This is a genomic window from Ottowia sp. (genome assembly GCF_047601385.1).
Taxonomy (GTDB): Bacteria; Pseudomonadota; Gammaproteobacteria; order Burkholderiales; family Burkholderiaceae_C; genus Ottowia.
In genome coordinates, this window is record NZ_JASGJP010000001.1 from 1,888,053 (window position 1) to 1,904,784 (window position 16,732).

Genomic DNA, 16,732 nt, shown 5'->3' on the forward strand with positions numbered 1-16,732 from the left:
GCGGCTCCCGGGCCGGGAAATTCGCAGAATTCGCAAATTGCAGAGATTTGATTCGCAAGATTTCGCCTTTTCAGTGCTGGGCGGAGGCCGCTATTTTGCGTAGATTGCGAAGCATGACAACCCCCAACGGAACCGTGGAGCTGCGCGAGCTGGTGCTGCCGCCGCACGCCAACCACCGTGGCACCCTGTTCGCCGGCGAAGGCCTGCGCCTGATGGCCAAGGCCGCCTTCCTGGCCGCCCGCGGCCTGGCGCGGCGCGAGGCCGTGATGGCGGCCGTCACCGGCGTCGAATTCCTCTCGCCGGTGGCGGTGGGGCAGGCGCTGCTGCTGCGCGCCTGGGTCAGCCGCGTCGGCCGCAGCTCCATGACCGTGTGCGTCACGGGCCGGTCCGAATCGCCCGGCACGCCGCCCGAGGAGGTGCTCAAAGGTGTTTTTGAAATGGTGGCGGTGGACGGCAGCGGCCGGCCCGCCGCCATCGACCGCGCGTATCTGAACAAGGAAGCTGCATGACCACCGAAACCCCCGCGAAATCCGCCCCCAAGGCCAAGAAATCGGTCGCCCTCTCGGGCGTGGCCGCCGGCAACACGGCCCTGTGCACCGTCGGCCGCACGGGCAACGACCTGCATTACCGGGGCTACGACATCCTGGACATCGCCGAGGTCTGCGAGTTCGAGGAGATCGCCCACCTGCTGGTACACGGCAAGCTGCCCACGCGCGCCGAGCTGCGCGCCTACAAGGCCAAGCTGCGCGCCCTGCGCGGCCTGCCGGGCATCGCGCGGGCGGCGCTGGAGCAGCTGCCCGCCGCCAGCCACCCGATGGACGTGATGCGCACCGGCGTCTCCGCCCTGGGCTGCGCGCTGCCCGAGAAGGACGACCACAACCTGCCGGGCGCGCGCGACATCGCCGACCGGCTGATGGCCTCGCTCGGCAGCATGCTGCTGTACTGGTACCACTTCAGCAACTCAGGCCGGCGCATCGAGGTGGAGACGGATGACGACTCCATCGGCGGCCACTTCCTGCGCCTGCTGCACGGCCAGCAGCCCAGCGACGCCTGGGTGCGCGCCATGCACACCTCGCTGAACCTGTACGCCGAGCACGAGTTCAACGCCAGCACTTTCACCGCGCGCGTCATCGCGGGCACGGGCAGCGACATGTATTCGAGCATCGCCGGCGCCATCGGCGCGCTGCGCGGGCCCAAGCACGGCGGCGCGAACGAGGTGGCGTTCGAGATCCAGAAGCGCTACGACTCGCCCCAAGAGGCCGAGGCCGACATCCGCCGCCGCGTGGACAACAAGGAAGTCGTGATCGGCTTCGGCCACCCGGTGTACACCGTGAGCGACCCCCGCAACGTGGTCATCAAGGGCGTGGCCAAGCGCCTGTCCGACGAAGCCGGCTCGACCAAGATGTACGACATCGCCGAGCGGCTGGAGTCGGTGATGTGGGAAGTGAAGAGAATGTTCCCCAACCTCGACTGGTTCAGCGCCGTCAGCTACCACATGATGGGTGTGCCCACGGCCATGTTCACGCCGCTGTTCGTGATCGCCCGCACCAGCGGCTGGGCCGCGCACGTGATCGAGCAGCGCGTGGACAACAAGATCATCCGCCCCAGCGCCCACTACACCGGGCCGGAAGACCAGAAGTTCGTGCCGCTGGACGCACGCGGCTGATTGACTCCCCTCTCCCCTCGCGGGAGAGGGGCCGGGGGAGAGGGGGAGCAGGCGCATCATTGGCGCCGCCCCTCTCCCCAACCCTCTCCCGCGAGGGGAGAGGGGGCAAGACATTCGTCACATGACCCACGACAAATACCGCAAACCCCTGCCTGGCACCGCGCTGGACTACTTCGACGCGCGCGCCGCCGTCGATGCCCTCCAGCCCGGCGCCTGGGACGGCCTGCCCTACACCGCGCGCGTGCACGCCGAGAACCTGGTGCGCAAGGCCAACCCGGCGCAGTTGAACGACTACCTGCGCCAGCTCATCGAGCGCAAGCGCGAGATCGACTTCCCCTGGTTCCCCGTGCGCGTGGTGTGCCACGACATCCTGGGGCAGACGGCGCTGGTGGACCTGGCCGGTTTGCGTGACGCGATTGCTTCGGCCGGCGGCGACCCGGCTGCCGTGAACCCGGTCGTGCCGGTGCAGCTCATCGTCGACCACTCGCTGGCCGTGGAGTGCGGCGGGTTCGACCCCGATGCGTTCCGCAAGAACCGCGCCATCGAGGATCGCCGCAACGAGGATCGCTTCCACTTCATCGAGTGGACGAAGAAGGCGTTCGCCAACATGAGCGTGATCCCCGCAGGGAACGGGATCATGCACCAGATCAATCTGGAAAAAATGTCGCCTGTCGTCTATGTGCAGGACGGCACGGCTTTCCCCGATACCTGCGTGGGCACCGACAGCCACACGCCGCACGTCGATGCGCTGGGCGTGATCGCAGTGGGCGTGGGCGGCCTGGAAGCCGAGAACGTGATGCTCGGCCGCGCGTCGTGGATGCGCCTGCCGGACATCGTGGGCGTGAAGCTCACTGGCAAGCGCCAGCCGGGCATCACCGCCACCGACATCGCCCTCGCGCTGACCGAATTCCTGCGCAAGGAGAAGGTCGTGGGCGCCTACGTCGAGTTCTTCGGCGAGGGGGCGGACAGCCTGTCGATTGGGGATCGCTCCACCATCTCCAACATGTGTCCCGAGTACGGTGCGACCGCCGCGCTGTTCTACGTGGACCCGCAGACCATCGACTACCTCAAGCTGACCGACCGCAGCCCCGAGCAGGTCGCCCTGGTCGAGAACTACGCCAGGACGGCGGGCTTTTGGAGCACCTCGCTGCAAACCGCCGAGTACGAGCGCGTGCTGAGCTTCGACCTGTCGAGCGTCGTGCGCAACATGGCCGGCCCGTCGAACCCGCACCGCCGCCTGCCCACCTCGGCACTGACGGACCGCGGCATCGCCGGCGCCATCAAGCTCGAAATGGCCCGCGCCGAGGAAGCCGAGGGCCTGATGCCCGATGGGGCCGTCATCATCGCCGCCATCACGAGCTGCACGAACACCAGCAACCCGCGCAACGTGATCGCCGCCGCGCTGCTGGCGCGCAATGCGAACAAGCTGGGCCTCATGCGCAAGCCGTGGGTCAAGTCCTCGCTCGCGCCCGGATCGAAGGCTGTCGAGCTGTACCTGAAGGAAGCAGACCTGCTCGGCGACCTGGAGAAGCTCGGCTTCGGCATCGTCGCCTTCGCCTGCACCACCTGCAACGGGATGTCGGGCGCGCTCGATCCGAAGATCCAGCAGGAGATCATCGACCGCGACCTGTACGCCACCGCCGTGCTCTCGGGCAACCGCAACTTCGACGGGCGCATCCACCCGTATGCCAAGCAGGCGTTCCTGGCTTCGCCGCCGCTGGTGGTGGCCTATGCCATCGCGGGCACGGTGCGCTTCGACATCGAGCAGGACGTGCTCGCGGTGGTCGATGGCAAGGAGATTCGCCTGAAAGACATCTGGCCCAGCGACGAGGAGATCGACGCCATCGTCGCCCAGGCCGTCAAGCCCGAGCAGTTCCGCAAGGTCTATGAGCCCATGTTCGCCCTCCGCGTGGACGACGGCGAAAAGGCCGCGCCGCAGTACGACTGGCGCCCCCTATCCACCTACATCCGCCGCCCGCCGTACTGGGACACGGAAGGCGTGGGCGCGCTGGCGGCCTTCCCGCGCACGAACAAGGGCATGCGCCCGCTGGCGATCCTGCCCGACAACATCACGACCGACCACCTCTCGCCCTCGAATGCCATCCTGATGGACAGCGCGGCGGGTGAATACCTGCACAAGATGGGCCTGCCGGAAGAGGACTTCAACTCCTACGCCACGCACCGCGGCGACCACCTGACCGCGATGCGCGCGACTTTCGCCAACCCGCAGCTCGTCAACGAGATGGCGGGCCGCAAAGGCTCGCTCGCCCGCGTGGAGCCCGAGGGCCGGGTGATGCGGATGTGGGAGGCCATCGAGACCTACCTGAACCGCCGCCAGCCGCTCATCATCATCGCGGGCGCCGACTACGGCCAGGGCTCCAGCCGCGACTGGGCCGCCAAGGGCGTGCGCCTCGCAGGCGTGGAGACGGTGGTGGCCGAGGGCTTCGAGCGCATCCACCGCACCAACCTGATCGGCATGGGCGTGCTGCCGCTGGAATTCAAGCCGGGCGTGAACCGCCTGACGCTGCAACTCGACGGCACCGAGACCTACGACGTGGAAGGCGAGCTGCAACCACGCGCCGACCTCGCGCTGGTCATCCACCGCAGGAACGGCGAGACTGATCGCGTGACCGTGACCTGCCGTTTGGATACCGCCGAGGAAGTCTCGGTCTACGAAGCGGGCGGCGTGCTGCAGCGCTTCGCCCAGGATTTTTTGGCCAAATCGGCCTCCAGCGCTTGATGGACAAGCGCAAGCAGCTATTAAAATATGAGCAATCAACCACAGATCCGCATCCCCGCCACCTACCTGCGCGGCGGCACCAGCAAGGGCGTTTTCTTCCACGCTCCAGACTTGCCCGCCGCAGGCCCCGCGCGCGACGCGATCCTGCTGCGCGTGCTGGGCAGCCCCGATCCGTATGGCAAGCAGATCGACGGCCTGGGCAATGCGTCGTCCAGCACCAGCAAGGCGGTGATCCTCAGCAAGAGCACGCGGCCCGGCCATGACGTGGACTACCTGTTCGGCCAGGTGTCCATCGACCAGTCCTTTATCGATTGGAGCGGCAACTGCGGCAACCTCTCCGCCGCCGTGGGGCCGTGCGCCATCCACCTGGGGCTGGTGGCTGTGCCGCAGGACGGCACCTGCACCGTGCGCACCGTCCGTATCTGGCAGGCCAATACGGCCAAGACCATCGTCGCGCACGTGCCCATCACCAATGGGCAGGTGCAGGAGACGGGCGACTTCGCGCTGGACGGCGTGACCTTCCCCGCCGCCGAAGTGCCGCTGGAGTTCATGGAGCCCGCCGACGGCGAAGGCGCGATGTTCCCCACCGGCAACGTGGTCGATGACCTCGACGTGCCCGGCGTCGGCACGTTCAAGGCCACGCTGATCAACGCCGGCATCCCCACCATCTTCCTGAACGCCGCCGACATCGGCTGCACCGGCTGCGAGCTGCAAGGCGACGTCAACGAGGACCAGGCGGCACTCGCGCGCTTCGAGGCCATCCGCGCCTGGGGTGCCGTGAAGATGGGCTTGATCAATCAAGTCTCGGAAGCGGCGACGCGCCAGCACACGCCCAAGGTCGCCTTCGTCGCACCGCCCAAGGACTACGTGTCATCCAGCGGCAAGCCGGTGAAGGCGGCCGACGTGGACTTGCTGGTGCGCGCCCTCTCCATGGGCAAGCTGCACCACGCCATGATGGGCACGGCAGCCGTCGCCATCGGCACCGCAGCGGGAGTGCCCGGCACGCTGGTCAACCTGGCGGCGGGCGGCGGCGGGCGCCACGCGGTGCCGAGATCGGTAGTTTTTGGCCACCCCTCCGGCACGCTGCGCGTGGGCGCCGAAGCCAAGCAGGAAAACGGCCAGTGGGTCGTCACCAAGGCCCTGATGAGCCGCAGCGCGCGCATCCTCATGGAAGGCTGGGTGCGCGTGCCCGCTGAAGTTTTAAGTCAAAACAGCCTCTAGCGCCCATCCACCAAGCGCGGGCAGCTATTAAATAAATAGTCATGAACACCAGGCAGCAACTCAGAAAACTCATCGAAGCCCGCCGCGGCGTGCTGGTGCCCGGCGCGTTCAACGCGCTCTCCGCCAAGGTCATCGAGGACCTGGGCTTCGAGGCCCTCTACGTCACCGGCGCCGGCGTCACCAACATGTGGTTCGGCCTGCCCGACCAGGGTTTCATGGGCCTGGCCGAGATCGCCGACCACACCGCGCGCATCCGCGACGCGGTGCAGGTGCCGCTGCTGGTCGATGCCGACACGGGCTTCGGCAACGCGCTCAACGTCTACCACACGGTGCGCGTGCTGGAGCGCGCGGGCGCCGACTGCATCCAGCTCGAAGACCAGGTGGCGCCCAAGCGCTGCGGACATTTCTCGGACAAGGAAGTCATCAGCACCGAGGAGGCCGTGAGCAAGATCAAGGCCGCCGTCGATGCGCGCCGCGATGCGGACTTGCTCGTCATGGCCCGCACCGACGCGGCCGCCACGCACGGCTTCGAGGCCGCCGTGGAGCGCGCGCAGAAGTTCGCCGAAGCCGGTGCCGACATCCTGTTCGTCGAGGCCGTGACCCAGGCCGAGGAAGTGCGCGCGCTGCCCCGGCGCCTGTCCAAGCCCCAGCTCATGAACATGGTGATCGGCGGCAAGACGCCCATCTTCAACGCCGACCAGTTGGCCGAACTGGGCTTCGGCATCGTGCTGTACGCCAACGCCGCGCTGCAAGGCGCCGTGGCCGGCATGCAGAAGGCGCTGACGGTGCTGCGCGACCAGAAGGAAGTGCGCGAATCCAGCGGCCTGGTGGCGCCCTTCGCCGAGCGCCAGCGCCTGGTCGGCAAACCCGCGTGGGACGCGCTGGAAAAGCACTACACCTGACGGAATTCAAGAAGAATCGGCCTCCAGCGCTTGTCCAGCAAGCGTCAGCAGCTATTGTTTTTGAACCCCGCCCTCGCGCGCCAGGGCGATGAACGCCTGCACGTAGTCCGTCTCCCCATCCGCCTCGCGCAGTCCCAGGTGGATCTGCTTGGCGATGCCCTTGGGCCCCAGGCGCACGGGCACCACGGCCATCTTCTGCGCGTACTCCTGCGCCAGCCAGCGCGGCAGCGCCGCCACGCCACGGCCGCTTTCCACCATCTGCAACATGATGTCCGTCGTCTCGATGGTCTTGTGGCGCCTGGGCGCCACGCCCGCGGGCAGCAGGAACTGGTTGTAGATGTCCAGCCGCTCGGTCTCCACCGGGTAGGTGATCAGCACCTCCTGCGTGAGCTGCCTCGGCTTCACGTAGGGCGCCCGCGCCAGCGCATGGCCGCGCGCCACCACCAGCACCTGCTCGTAGTCGAACACGGGTTCGAAATGCAGGCCGGGCTTGTGCAGCGGATCGGGCGTGACCAGCAGGTCGATCTCGTAGCCGAACAGCGCGCCGATGCCGCCGAACTGGAACTTCTGCTTCACGTCCACGTCCACGTCGGGCCATGCCGCCAGGTAGGGCGACACCACTTTCAAAAGCCACTGGTAGCACGGGTGGCATTCCATGCCGATGCGCAGCGTGCCGCGCTCACCTTGCGCGAACTGGCGCAGCTGCGCCTCGGCCAGGTCGAGCTGCGGCAGCACGCGGTTCGCCACCGCCAGCAGGTACTGCCCGGCCTGCGTCAGCCGCAGGCTGCGGCCCTCGCGCAGCCAGATGTCGGTGCCGAGCTGCTGCTCCAGCTTCTTCATGCTGTGGCTCAGGGCCGACTGCGTGACGTGCAGCACCTCGGCGGCGGCGGTCAGAGAGCCCTGCTTCTCCACTTGCTGCACCACGGCGAGATGGATGCGCTCAAGCATGAATAGAACTAATCATTTGTTGAGATAAAACCATTTTACTTCATTGATTTGTCTGCCTACGATACCGCCACTTTTTTGCGATTTCCCCAAGGCAAACCATGACCACCCTCCACAACCTCGGCTTTCCCCGCATCGGCGCCCGGCGCGAACTGAAGTTCGCGCTGGAGTCGTACTGGAAGGGCGAATCCTCGCGCGACGACCTCCAGGCGCTGGGCGCGCAGCTGCGCCAGCGCCACTGGGCCGACCAGGCCGGCCTGGACCTCGTGCCCGTCGGCGACTTCTCGTTCTACGACCAGGTGCTGGACATGAGCTTCACCCTGGGCAACCTGCCCGAGCGCGTGCGGGGCTTCCACGGCGACGCGCTGGACAACTACTTCCGCGTCGCGCGCGGCCGCTCGGCCAAGGGCACGGAGGACCATGCGGCCTGCTGCGGCGGCGTGGCCGCCGGCGAGATGACCAAGTGGTTCGACACCAACTACCACTACATCGTCCCCGAGTTCACTGCGCAGACCGAATTCAAGCTCGACGCCTCGCGCCTGCTGGCGCAACTGGCCGAAGCCAAGGCGCAGGGCGTGAAAGCCAAGCCCGTCATCGTCGGCCCGGTCACCTACCTCGCCATCGGCAAGGCCAAGGACGGTTCCGACAGGCTCGCCGTGCTGGAGCGCCTGCTGCCCGTGTACGCCGAACTGCTGGACACCCTGGCCGCGCAGGGCGTGGAGTGGGTGCAGATCGACGAGCCCATCCTCGTCACCGAGCTGGATGCCGACTGGCAGCACGCCTTCAACACCGCCTACCACCACCTGAAGGCGGCCAAGGTCAAGCTGCTGCTGGCGACCTACTTCGGCCCCTTGCAGGAGAACGCTTACCTCGCCGCCAATCTGCCCGTGGCCGGCCTGCACGTCGATGCCGTCAGCGACCGCGAAGGCGTGCGGCCGCTGATCAACCTGCTGCCGCCGCACAAGGTGCTGTCGCTGGGCGTCATCAACGGCCGCAACATCTGGAAGACCGACCTGGCGGCCGTGCTCGACTGGCTGGAGCCCATTGCCGAGCGCCTGGGCGATCGCCTGTGGATCGCGCCCTCGTGCTCGCTGCTGCACGTGCCGGTGGACCTGGCGCAGGAGCAGAAGCTGGACGCCGAGGTCAAGTCCTGGCTGGCCTTCGCGCTGCAAAAGCTGGATGAACTGCGCGTGCTGGGCCAGGCGCTGCGCGAGGGCCGCGCCGCCGTGCGCGATGCGCTGGCCGCCAACGCCGCCGCGCTGGCCGCGCGCCGCGCCTCGCCGCGCGTGCACAACCCGCAGGTGCAGGCGGCCGTCGCCCGGATCGCCCCCCACCTGGGCCTGCGCGAGAACACCTACGCCCAGCGCGCGCCCAAGCAGGCCGCGCTGCTGAAGCTGCCCAAGTTCCCCACCACCACCATCGGCTCCTTCCCGCAGACGGCCGAGATCCGCCATGCGCGCAGCGAATACAAGGCCGGCCGTCTGGACGAAGCCGGCTACCGCGCCGCGATGCGCCAGGAGATCGCGCGCAGCGTGCGCGAGCAGGAGGCGCTGGGCCTGGACGTGCTGGTGCATGGCGAGGCCGAGCGCAACGACATGGTCGAGTACTTCGGCGAGCAGCTCGAGGGCTACGCGTTCAGCCAGTTCGGCTGGGTGCAGAGCTACGGCTCGCGCTGCGTCAAGCCGCCGATCCTGTTCGGCGACATCAGCCGCCAGAACAATGGAACGAAGGCGATGACGGTCGAGTGGATCACCTACGCGCAGTCGCTGACGACCAAGCCCATGAAGGGCATGCTCACCGGCCCGGTGACCCTCCTCAACTGGTCCTTCGTGCGCGACGACCAGCCGCGCTCGGCCTCGTGCCGGCAGCTGGCGCTGGCGATCCGCGAGGAAGTGCTCGACCTGGAGAAGGCCGGCGTGCGCGTGATCCAGATCGACGAGGCCGCGTTGCGCGAGGGCCTGCCGCTGCGCAAGTCGCAGTGGAAGGACTACCTGGACTGGGCCGTGGACGCTTTTCGCATCACCGCCAACGGCGTGCGCGACGAGACGCAGATCCACACCCACATGTGCTACTCGGAGTTCAACGACATCATCGCGTCCATCGCCGACATGGACGCTGACGTGATCACCATCGAGACCTCGCGCTCGGACATGGAGCTGCTCGATGCCTTCGAGCACTTCCAGTACCCCAACGACATCGGCCCCGGCGTGTACGACATCCACTCACCCAACATCCCCACGCAGGATCACATGGTGCAGTTGATGCAGAAGGCCGCCGAGCGCGTGCCCGCCGAGCGGCTGTGGGTCAATCCCGACTGCGGCCTGAAGACGCGCCAGTGGGGCGAGGTCATGCCCGCGCTGGCGAACATGGTGGCTGCGGCGAAGGCGCTGCGGGCGACAACCTGACGCCGCGCAACCCGCTTGTTCACTCCAGCGGGTAGCGCTTCACCAGCGCACCCAGGCGCTGGCCTTCCTCGCGTACCTGGGCAGCGAAGTCGGCCGGGTCGTTCACCACGGGCTCCGCGCCGGCGCTGGCGATGGTCTGGCGCACGTGGGCATCCTTCACCGCTTCTCGCAGCGCGGCCACGATGCCTTGCTGCACCGGAACGGGCGTGCCCTTGGGCGCGAAGAGGCCGAACCAGGTCACCGACTGGAATTGCGGGTAACCGACCTCGGCGGTCGTGGGCACGTCGGGCAGGGCGGCGGCGCGCTGCCGCCCCAGGGTCGCCAGGATGCGCAGCGTGCCGGCCTTGTGGTGCGGCAGCGCGGCGGTGATGCCGGTGAAGGCGAAGTTCACGTTGTTGGCGATCATGTCGGTCACGATCGCGCTCGTGCCGCGGTAGTTGGCGGTGATGAGGCCGGGCAGCGGCACCTCGGCCGCGATCTGTTTCGCGGCCACTCTGCCCGATGTCTCGCCGCTGCCGATGGAGCAGGGCTGCGGCGTCTTCTGGCAGTACTCGAACAGTTCCGGCAGCGTCTTCACGGGCAGCTTGGCGCTGGCCACGACGGCGCCCGGTGACTGCGACACGGCCGTCACCGGCGTCAGTTGTGCCAGCGGGTCAATGCCTTTCAGTCCCGGCGTGTACTTCGTGAGCACGATGGAGGGCACTTGCAGCAGCAGCGTGTAGCCGTCGGGCTTGGCCTCCATCACGCGGCGCGTGCCGATGAGACCGTCCGCGCCCGGCAGGTTCTCGACCACCACGGGCTGCTTCCACAGCACACCCAGTTGCTTGGCCACGGCGCGCGCCGTGGCGTCTGTGCCGCCGCCGGGGGCGTAGGGGACGATCAGGCTCACGGATCGGTCGGGGCGCCAGGGCGCGCTCTGGGCCGAAGCGGGCTGCGCCATCAGCATAAGTGCCGCTCCCGCGAGCAGGGCGGATGCTCCAGACGGAGTGGTCTTGAAAAACTGCGTCATGTCTGTCTCCTTGGGTCGTATTTGTCGTTTGCGTTTTCGAAGGCGGGAAGGTCAGGGGCGCGGCTGCGGCGCGGGCCACGCCCATGGCCGGCGCTGTCGATCGGCCACCTGCCATGCGCGAATCAGCTCGTCGTCCTTGAGCGTGAGGCCGATGTCGTCCAGGCCGTGCAGCAGCGCTTCACGGCGCAGCGGATCGATGGTGAACGGCGTGATGCCGTTGTCCGGGCCGGTGACGGTGCAGGCCTTCAGGTCCACCGTGATCGACGCGCCATCCGCGCACTGCGCGGCCAGCGCCTGCACCTGAGGCATCGGCAGGGTGATCGGCAGCACGCCGTTCTGGAAGCAGTTGCTCCAGAAGATGTCGCCATAGCTGGGCGCGATGACGCAGCGCACCCCCATGCCTTGCAACGCCCACACGGCACCTTCGCGCGAGGAGCCGCAGCCGAAGTTCTCAGCGGCCAGCAGCACCGGCGCGCCGCGAAAGCGCGGCGCGTTGAGCACGCAGTCCGCGTCCTCGTCGCCGTCGGGCAGGCGGCGCAGCGCCTCGAAGGCGTAGTAGCCGAGTTCGGCCTTGCCCAGCGTGGTCAGGCGCTCGATGCGGATGATGACGTCGGTGTCCACGTTCGGCCGCATCAGCGGCACGGCGGGGCCGGTGAGGGTGGTGAAAGGCGGGTTCATGCCAAGCCCCTCACGTCGGTGATGCGGCCCGTCACCGCGGCGGCGGCGGCCATCGCAGGGCTGGCGAGGTGCGTGCGCGCGCCCGGCCCCTGCCGGCCGACGAAGTTGCGGTTGGAGGTGGACACCGAGCGCCGCTGCGGCGGTACCTGCTCGCCGTTGGCGGCCACGCACATGCTGCATCCGGGTTCGCGCCACTCGAAGCCGGCGGCGACGAAGACTTCGCGCAGGCCCTCGGCCTCGGCCGCGCGCTTGACGTTCTCCGAGCCCGGAACGACCCATGCGCGCACGCCGTCAGCCACGCGCCGGCCGCGCGCCACCTCGGCCGCGGCGCGCAAGTCCGTCAGACGGGAGTTGGCGCAGGAGCCGATGAACACCCAGTCCACCGGGGTACCGCAGATCGGCGCGTTGGCTGCCAGCCCCATGTAGTCGAGCGCGGCGCTCCAGGCCTCGCGCTGGGTGGCGGTGGCGGCCGCTGCCGGGTCGGGGATCGCGCCATCGACGGCGATCGCATGCTCGGGGCTGGTGCCCCAGGTGATGGTCGGCGCCACGGCGCCGGCATCGATCAATTCCTCCCGGTCGAACACCGCATCGGGATCGCTGGCCAGCGTGCGCCAGTACGCGGCCGCGGCCTCGAAAGCCTCGCCCTGCGGGGCCATGGGCCGGCCGCGCAGCCACGCGATGGTGGTCTCGTCGGGCGCGACCATGCCGAAGCGCGCGCCCAGTTCCACGCTCAGGTTGCACAGCGTGAGCCGGTCTTCGACATCCAGCGCCTCGACGGCCGGCCCCGCGAACTCGATCGCATGGCCCACACCGGCAGCGGCGCCGAGGCGGCCGATGAGGTGCAGTGCCAGGTCCTTGGCCGTCACGCCCGGGGCCAGGCGTCCCTCGCAGCGGATGCGCATGCGCCGGGGTTTCTGCTGGCGCAGCGTCTGGGAGGCCAGCGCGTGGGTGCTTTCGGACGAGCCGACGCCGAACGCCATCGCGCCCAGGCCGCCATTGGTACAGGTGTGGCTGTCGCCGCAGATCACGGTGAGGCCGGGCAGCACGATGCCCATCTCGGGGCCCATGACGTGCACGATGCCTTGGCCTGGCTCGCCGAGGTCGAAGAGGGGCACGCCCATGGCGCCGGCAAGCTGCTTCAGGCCCGCGTGCAGCTTGCCGCCGAGCGGGAAGGTGGTGGCCACGCGGCCCGGCTGGCTGGAGACGGCATGGTCGGGCGTGGCGAAGACCAGTTCCGGGTTGTGCAGCGGCAGGCCGCGCGTGCGCACGTCGCTGAGCGCGGGCGGCCCCGAGAGGTCGTGCAGCAGGTGGCGGTCGATGTGCAGCAGGGCCCAGCCGTCACCCAGCTCGCGGATGACGTGGGCGTCCCACAGCTTGTCGAAGAGGCATCGCGCGGACATGTCATGCCGCCTTCTTCGGGGCTTCCATCGCCGCGCCGGCGTTGAAGCGCGTGCGCAGTGCATCCCACTCGTCGGCGCCGAAACGGCGGAAGGTCTGTGCCACGCTGGCACTGGTGCTGGGCGCCACCAGCGTGGCCTTGACCTCGGCCAGCGCCGCATCGCCGGCCTCGATCGCCGCCTTGAGCATCAGCCCCGGCAGGATCGCGAGCTTGTAGCCCATGTCCTCGGCCGCGCGCAGATCGTGCACCGGCGTGCGGCCGCCGGGCACCACGTTCAGCAGGCACGCGCCCTTGACGCGCCGGGGCACCAGCGCGGCCTCCTCGGCGGACTGCGTGGCTTCGACGAAGGCGACGTCGGCGCCGGCGTCGAGCGCCGCCTGGGCGCGCCAGATGGCCTCGTCCAGGCCCAGCATGGCGCGGGCATCCGTGCGGGCGATGAGCACGAAGTCCGGCGTGCGGCGCGCCTCGACGGCGGCGCGGATCTTGGAGACGAATTCCTCGCGCGAGATCACCTCCTTGCCGTCCAGGTGGCCGCAGCGTTTGGGCGCGACCTGGTCCTCGATGTGGATGGCGGCCACGCCGCGAGCCTCGTACTCGCGCACGGTGCGCGTCACGTTCAACTCGTTGCCATAGCCGGTGTCGGCATCGGCGATCAACGGAATCTGCGCCGCACGCGCCATGACGGCGGCGTTCTCGACCATTTCGCTCATCGTCAGCAGACCGAAGTCGGGAAAGCCGCGCGCCGCCGACGTGCCGGCGCCAGTCATGTAGCAGGCGCCGAAGCCGGCCTGCTCGATCAGGCGCGCGCCGATGCCGTCGTAGGCGCCGGGGGCAATCAGCATGCCGGGCGCGGCAAGCTGCTGACGCAGCCGGGCACCGGCGGACGAAGGGGCGGGGTGGCTCATGGGCGTTGTCTCCTGAAGGGTCTGCGCGGGCTTGCCCGGCTGGGTCGCCTCTGATTAGATATCATATTATTATGACAACATAAACTCAAGTCAACAGGCTATGCTCGACGTTCATCCTTCCTGTCGTGTTGTTCTTGATGAAGCCTGCGAACGCCTTGCTCGATGCCGTGCCCCTGGCGCGCGCGCCTGGAACCTCGCTGCATCGCCAGCTCTTCGTGGTGCTGCGCGACGAGATCGTGCGAGGCGTGTACGCCACGGGCCTTCTGCCCAAGGAGGAGACGCTGTGCGAACGCTTCGGTGTCTCGCGCATCACGGTGCGGCGCGCGCTGGCCGACCTGGCGACGCAGGGCCTCGTGGAACGCCGCCACGGGCGGGGCACTTTCGTGCGTGAAGACCATCTTCCGCAGGCGCGGGCATGGCCCAGCCTCACCCTGATCGACAGCCTGCGAAAGACCGCGACCGACACGCAGGTGCAGGTGCTGCGCGTGGAGCAGGCAGAGCCGCCGCTCGAAGTCGCCGCGCTGCTGCAGATCGAACCAGGCGACAAGGCTGTGCATGCGCTGCGCCTGCGCAGCATCGACGGCATACCGGTGATGCTGACCGATGCCTGGGTACCGGTGAATCTGGGCCGGCGGGTGAACGCCACCTCGCTGCGCAAGCAGGCGCTTTACGAGATCCTGCTGGCCCAGGGCGTGAAGTTCGGGCGGGTGGTCCAGGAAATCACCGCCGAGGTCAGCGACCCGGTGCGCGCGCGGCTCATGCAGACCGAGGTAGGCATGCCGCTGCTGAAGATCGTGCGCGTGATCCACGACCTGGGCGCGCGGCCGGTGCAGTACATCAGCGTGACCCTGACGCCCGAGCGCAGCCGCATGCTCATGGACATTCCCGGCGAGACGGTCAACACGCTGAGCACGGGCCAGTTCGTGCACCAGGTGCCGTCGGCCGGCGCTGCGGCCGGGCGCTGACGTTCAGCGCTGCGGGCCGAAGCTCAGCCCGGCCCGTTCTGCCCATCGCCGATGCGGATGTTGGTCTGCACCGGCGCGTTGGGGTCGAAGGGCGGCGGCGGGCGCGGGCCGGGGCGCTCGGTGGGCTGCACCGGGGCGGGCGTGGCGCCGTCGGTGGTGGGCGCGCGCTCGCAATAGACCGGCTCGGGGATGCCGGTGTAGTCCAGCCGCACCAGCCGCCGGTCCACGCCCAGGCCGAAGCTGGCGCGCACGTTGCTGTCGGCGTAGACGAGCGCCGTCTTGTCCTCGGGCACCGCCACGCGCTCCAGCCGGGCGTGGCCGCGCAGGCCCTCCAGCAGCGCCATGTCCTGGTACAGCCGCGCCTCGAAGCCGAGCTGGCGCGGGCACTGATAGGCCAGGCGCGGCGCGTCGAAGGCCGCCGCGCAGCCGACGAGTATCCCAGAAGCTATTAAATATATAGCTGCCGGCGCTTTCCTGGCGGGCGCTGGAGCCGTTTTTTGATATGAAGACGCGGCGGTGGGCGTCATTTCGGCCAGAGTACCCACAGCTTCAAGGGCTGCTTCATGCGCCCCGCGAAGTCGCCCGCCTCCGGTCCCCAGCCGGCGAAGTAGTCGGCGCGCACGGCGCCGACGATGGCGCTGCCGGTGTCCTGCGCCAGCACCAGCCGCTGCAAGGTCGCCACCGGGCCGCTGGAGGCCAGCCACACCGGCGTGCCGTAGGGAATGCTCTGCGGATCGACGGCGATCGAGCGGCCCGGCGTCAGCGCCACGCCCTGCGCGCCGCGCGGGCCGAACTGCGCGTCCAGCGGCGACAGCGCTTCCTCCCTGAAGAACACCATGCGCGGGTTGCTCCACAGAAAGTCCTGCACGCGCTGCGGGTTGGCGGCCAGCCAGTTCTTGATGCCGGGCCAGGTGGCGTCGCGGATGGCGCCCTGGTCCAGCAGCCAGCGGCCGGGGCTGCGGTAGGGCTGGTCGTTGGTGGCGGCGAAGGCCAGGCGCACGATGCGCTGGCTGCCGTCGGCCTCGGTCACGCGCGCGCGGCCCGAGCCCTGGATCTGCAGGATCATCGCGTCCACCGGGTCGGCCAGCCAGGCCAGCTCCTGGCCGGCGAGCTGCGCGCGCGCCTCGGGCAGGGTGTCCATCTCCTGCCGGGTGTACCAGGGCCGGCGCTGGCCCAGGGTGGGCGGCGGGCGGTAGATGGGCGCGCCGAAGCCGGGGCGCGGCTGGCGCGTGGCGTCCACCAGGGGCTCGAAGTAGCTGGTCAGCAGGCCCTCGGTGGGCGCGCCGTCGGCCGGCTCCACGCGGTAGGGCTGAAGACGTGCGCGCATCCAGTTGCGCTGCTCCTCGGGCGTGGCCAGCGACAGGCGCCGCACCTCGCTGCACAGGCGCGCGAAGGTGGGGCCGGGGCGCTCGCAGCTCTTGATCCAGGCGTTCCAGGCGGCGGTGGTGTCGTCCTGCTCGAAGCCGGGCAGATCGGCCCAGCGCACCGGCACCCAGCGGCTGCGCGCGCGCTGGATGGCGGGGCCCAGGGGCGCGGTGTCGGGCGTGGCGCCGAGGGGCGGCAGCGGAGCCTCGGCCGGCGGCGGCGGGGCGGGGGCGGGCGGCGGCTGTCGCACGGCGCAGGCGGCCAGCGTTCCTACAATGGCCGCTGCGCACAGGAACCGTATTGCTCGTTTCATGACCCTGATTCTGCTGGAAGCGCTGGGCGCGCTGCTGCTGCTGCTGTTCATCGTGTGGTGGACGATGTTCTCCGGCCGCCGCAAGGGCGAGCTGCCCCCGCCGCCGGCGCCGGACGCGCCGCCCGCCGGCGGCTCGGAGGGCGAGGGGGCGCGCCAGCCGGATTCAACATCAAATTGACCTCCAGCGCCCGCCAGTCAAGCGCAGGCAGCTATTCTTAG

The 16,732-nt window shown here is 69.1% G+C and carries 15 protein-coding genes; 8 read left to right on the top strand and 7 right to left on the bottom strand.

Features of this window, described 5'->3' with window-relative positions:
* The first annotated feature begins 113 nt into the window (after positions 1 to 113).
* From QM772_RS09195 to QM772_RS09215, 5 genes are all read left to right on the top strand, one after another.
* Positions 114 to 509, top strand: coding sequence for an acyl-CoA thioesterase (locus tag QM772_RS09195; RefSeq protein ID WP_415135691.1), 396 nt, complete (start codon positions 114 to 116; stop codon positions 507 to 509).
* Positions 506 to 1,666 (top strand): 2-methylcitrate synthase, encoded by a 1,161-nt coding sequence (gene prpC, locus QM772_RS09200; protein WP_415135693.1) that lies wholly within the window; start codon positions 506 to 508, stop codon positions 1,664 to 1,666. The genes QM772_RS09195 and prpC overlap by 4 nt, the downstream gene beginning before the upstream one ends.
* A gap of 121 nt (positions 1,667 to 1,787) precedes the next feature.
* Complete coding sequence (acnD, locus tag QM772_RS09205; RefSeq protein WP_415135695.1) at positions 1,788 to 4,406, top strand: Fe/S-dependent 2-methylisocitrate dehydratase AcnD; 2,619 nt, start codon at positions 1,788 to 1,790, stop codon at positions 4,404 to 4,406.
* Between the two features lie 27 nt (positions 4,407 to 4,433).
* Positions 4,434 to 5,627, top strand: coding sequence for a 2-methylaconitate cis-trans isomerase PrpF (gene prpF, locus QM772_RS09210; RefSeq protein WP_415135697.1), 1,194 nt, complete (start codon positions 4,434 to 4,436; stop codon positions 5,625 to 5,627).
* A gap of 41 nt (positions 5,628 to 5,668) precedes the next feature.
* Positions 5,669 to 6,529 carry an isocitrate lyase/PEP mutase family protein gene (locus tag QM772_RS09215; protein WP_415135699.1) on the top strand — a complete coding sequence of 287 codons (861 nt, stop codon included), beginning with the start codon at positions 5,669 to 5,671 and terminating at the stop codon, positions 6,527 to 6,529.
* A gap of 51 nt (positions 6,530 to 6,580) precedes the next feature.
* On the opposite strand, the gene QM772_RS09220 is transcribed toward QM772_RS09215, so the two are convergent.
* Positions 6,581 to 7,477 carry a LysR family transcriptional regulator gene (locus QM772_RS09220; RefSeq protein WP_415135701.1) on the bottom strand — a complete coding sequence of 299 codons (897 nt, stop codon included), beginning with the start codon at positions 7,475 to 7,477 and terminating at the stop codon, positions 6,581 to 6,583.
* A 98-nt stretch (positions 7,478 to 7,575) separates the two neighbouring features.
* Here QM772_RS09220 and metE point away from each other — a divergent pair, with 98 nt between their 5' ends.
* Positions 7,576 to 9,879 carry a 5-methyltetrahydropteroyltriglutamate--homocysteine S-methyltransferase gene (gene metE, locus QM772_RS09225; protein WP_415135703.1) on the top strand — a complete coding sequence of 768 codons (2,304 nt, stop codon included), beginning with the start codon at positions 7,576 to 7,578 and terminating at the stop codon, positions 9,877 to 9,879.
* A 19-nt stretch (positions 9,880 to 9,898) separates the two neighbouring features.
* Here the strand turns inward: metE and QM772_RS09230 are convergent, their stop codons facing one another.
* From QM772_RS09230 to QM772_RS09245, 4 genes are read right to left on the bottom strand one after another with little or no spacing between them, the layout of a single operon-like run.
* On the bottom strand, positions 9,899 to 10,888 hold the full coding sequence (locus tag QM772_RS09230) for a tripartite tricarboxylate transporter substrate binding protein (protein WP_415135705.1): 990 nt from the start codon (positions 10,886 to 10,888) through the stop codon (positions 9,899 to 9,901).
* Positions 10,889 to 10,939: 51 nt separating this feature from the next.
* The gene (gene leuD, locus QM772_RS09235) at positions 10,940 to 11,566 is read right to left on the bottom strand and encodes a 3-isopropylmalate dehydratase small subunit (protein WP_415135707.1); all 627 of its coding nucleotides are present in this window, start codon (positions 11,564 to 11,566) and stop codon (positions 10,940 to 10,942) included.
* Entirely contained in the window at positions 11,563 to 12,966 is a 1,404-nt protein-coding gene (gene leuC / locus QM772_RS09240; protein WP_415135709.1) for a 3-isopropylmalate dehydratase large subunit, read from the bottom strand. The genes leuD and leuC overlap by 4 nt, the downstream gene beginning before the upstream one ends.
* Before the next feature lies 1 nt (position 12,967).
* Positions 12,968 to 13,870: an isocitrate lyase/PEP mutase family protein gene (locus QM772_RS09245; protein WP_415135711.1), complete on the bottom strand. Its 903-nt coding sequence runs from the start codon at positions 13,868 to 13,870 to the stop codon at positions 12,968 to 12,970.
* 125 nt (positions 13,871 to 13,995) lie between these two features.
* Here QM772_RS09245 and QM772_RS09250 point away from each other — a divergent pair, with 125 nt between their 5' ends.
* Entirely contained in the window at positions 13,996 to 14,835 is an 840-nt protein-coding gene (locus QM772_RS09250) for a GntR family transcriptional regulator (RefSeq protein WP_415135713.1), read from the top strand.
* Between the two features lie 23 nt (positions 14,836 to 14,858).
* Here QM772_RS09250 and QM772_RS09255 read toward each other — a convergent pair whose 3' ends face one another.
* On the bottom strand, positions 14,859 to 15,362 hold the full coding sequence (locus QM772_RS09255) for a hypothetical protein (protein WP_415135715.1): 504 nt from the start codon (positions 15,360 to 15,362) through the stop codon (positions 14,859 to 14,861).
* The gene (locus tag QM772_RS09260) at positions 15,359 to 16,579 is read right to left on the bottom strand and encodes a murein transglycosylase A (protein WP_415139531.1); all 1,221 of its coding nucleotides are present in this window, start codon (positions 16,577 to 16,579) and stop codon (positions 15,359 to 15,361) included. The genes QM772_RS09255 and QM772_RS09260 overlap by 4 nt, the downstream gene beginning before the upstream one ends.
* On the opposite strand from QM772_RS09260, the gene QM772_RS09265 reads away from it, so the two are divergent.
* Entirely contained in the window at positions 16,512 to 16,691 is a 180-nt protein-coding gene (locus QM772_RS09265; RefSeq protein WP_415135717.1) for a hypothetical protein, read from the top strand. The genes QM772_RS09260 and QM772_RS09265 overlap by 68 nt on opposite strands.
* The last annotated feature ends 41 nt before the right edge of the window (positions 16,692 to 16,732 follow it).

Coding starts and splice junctions, on each gene's coding strand:
- QM772_RS09195 (WP_415135691.1), top strand. CDS start 114: ATGACAACCCCCAACGGAACCGTGGAGCTGCGCGAGCTGGTGCTGCCG.
- QM772_RS09265 (WP_415135717.1), top strand. CDS start 16,512: ATGACCCTGATTCTGCTGGAAGCGCTGGGCGCGCTGCTGCTGCTGCTG.
- QM772_RS09255 (WP_415135715.1), bottom strand. CDS start 15,362: ATGACGCCCACCGCCGCGTCTTCATATCAAAAAACGGCTCCAGCGCCC.
- QM772_RS09215 (WP_415135699.1), top strand. CDS start 5,669: ATGAACACCAGGCAGCAACTCAGAAAACTCATCGAAGCCCGCCGCGGC.
- QM772_RS09245 (WP_415135711.1), bottom strand. CDS start 13,870: ATGAGCCACCCCGCCCCTTCGTCCGCCGGTGCCCGGCTGCGTCAGCAG.
- prpF (WP_415135697.1), top strand. CDS start 4,434: ATGAGCAATCAACCACAGATCCGCATCCCCGCCACCTACCTGCGCGGC.
- acnD (WP_415135695.1), top strand. CDS start 1,788: ATGACCCACGACAAATACCGCAAACCCCTGCCTGGCACCGCGCTGGAC.
- leuD (WP_415135707.1), bottom strand. CDS start 11,566: ATGAACCCGCCTTTCACCACCCTCACCGGCCCCGCCGTGCCGCTGATG.
- leuC (WP_415135709.1), bottom strand. CDS start 12,966: ATGTCCGCGCGATGCCTCTTCGACAAGCTGTGGGACGCCCACGTCATC.
- metE (WP_415135703.1), top strand. CDS start 7,576: ATGACCACCCTCCACAACCTCGGCTTTCCCCGCATCGGCGCCCGGCGC.
- QM772_RS09220 (WP_415135701.1), bottom strand. CDS start 7,477: ATGCTTGAGCGCATCCATCTCGCCGTGGTGCAGCAAGTGGAGAAGCAG.
- QM772_RS09230 (WP_415135705.1), bottom strand. CDS start 10,888: ATGACGCAGTTTTTCAAGACCACTCCGTCTGGAGCATCCGCCCTGCTC.
- prpC (WP_415135693.1), top strand. CDS start 506: ATGACCACCGAAACCCCCGCGAAATCCGCCCCCAAGGCCAAGAAATCG.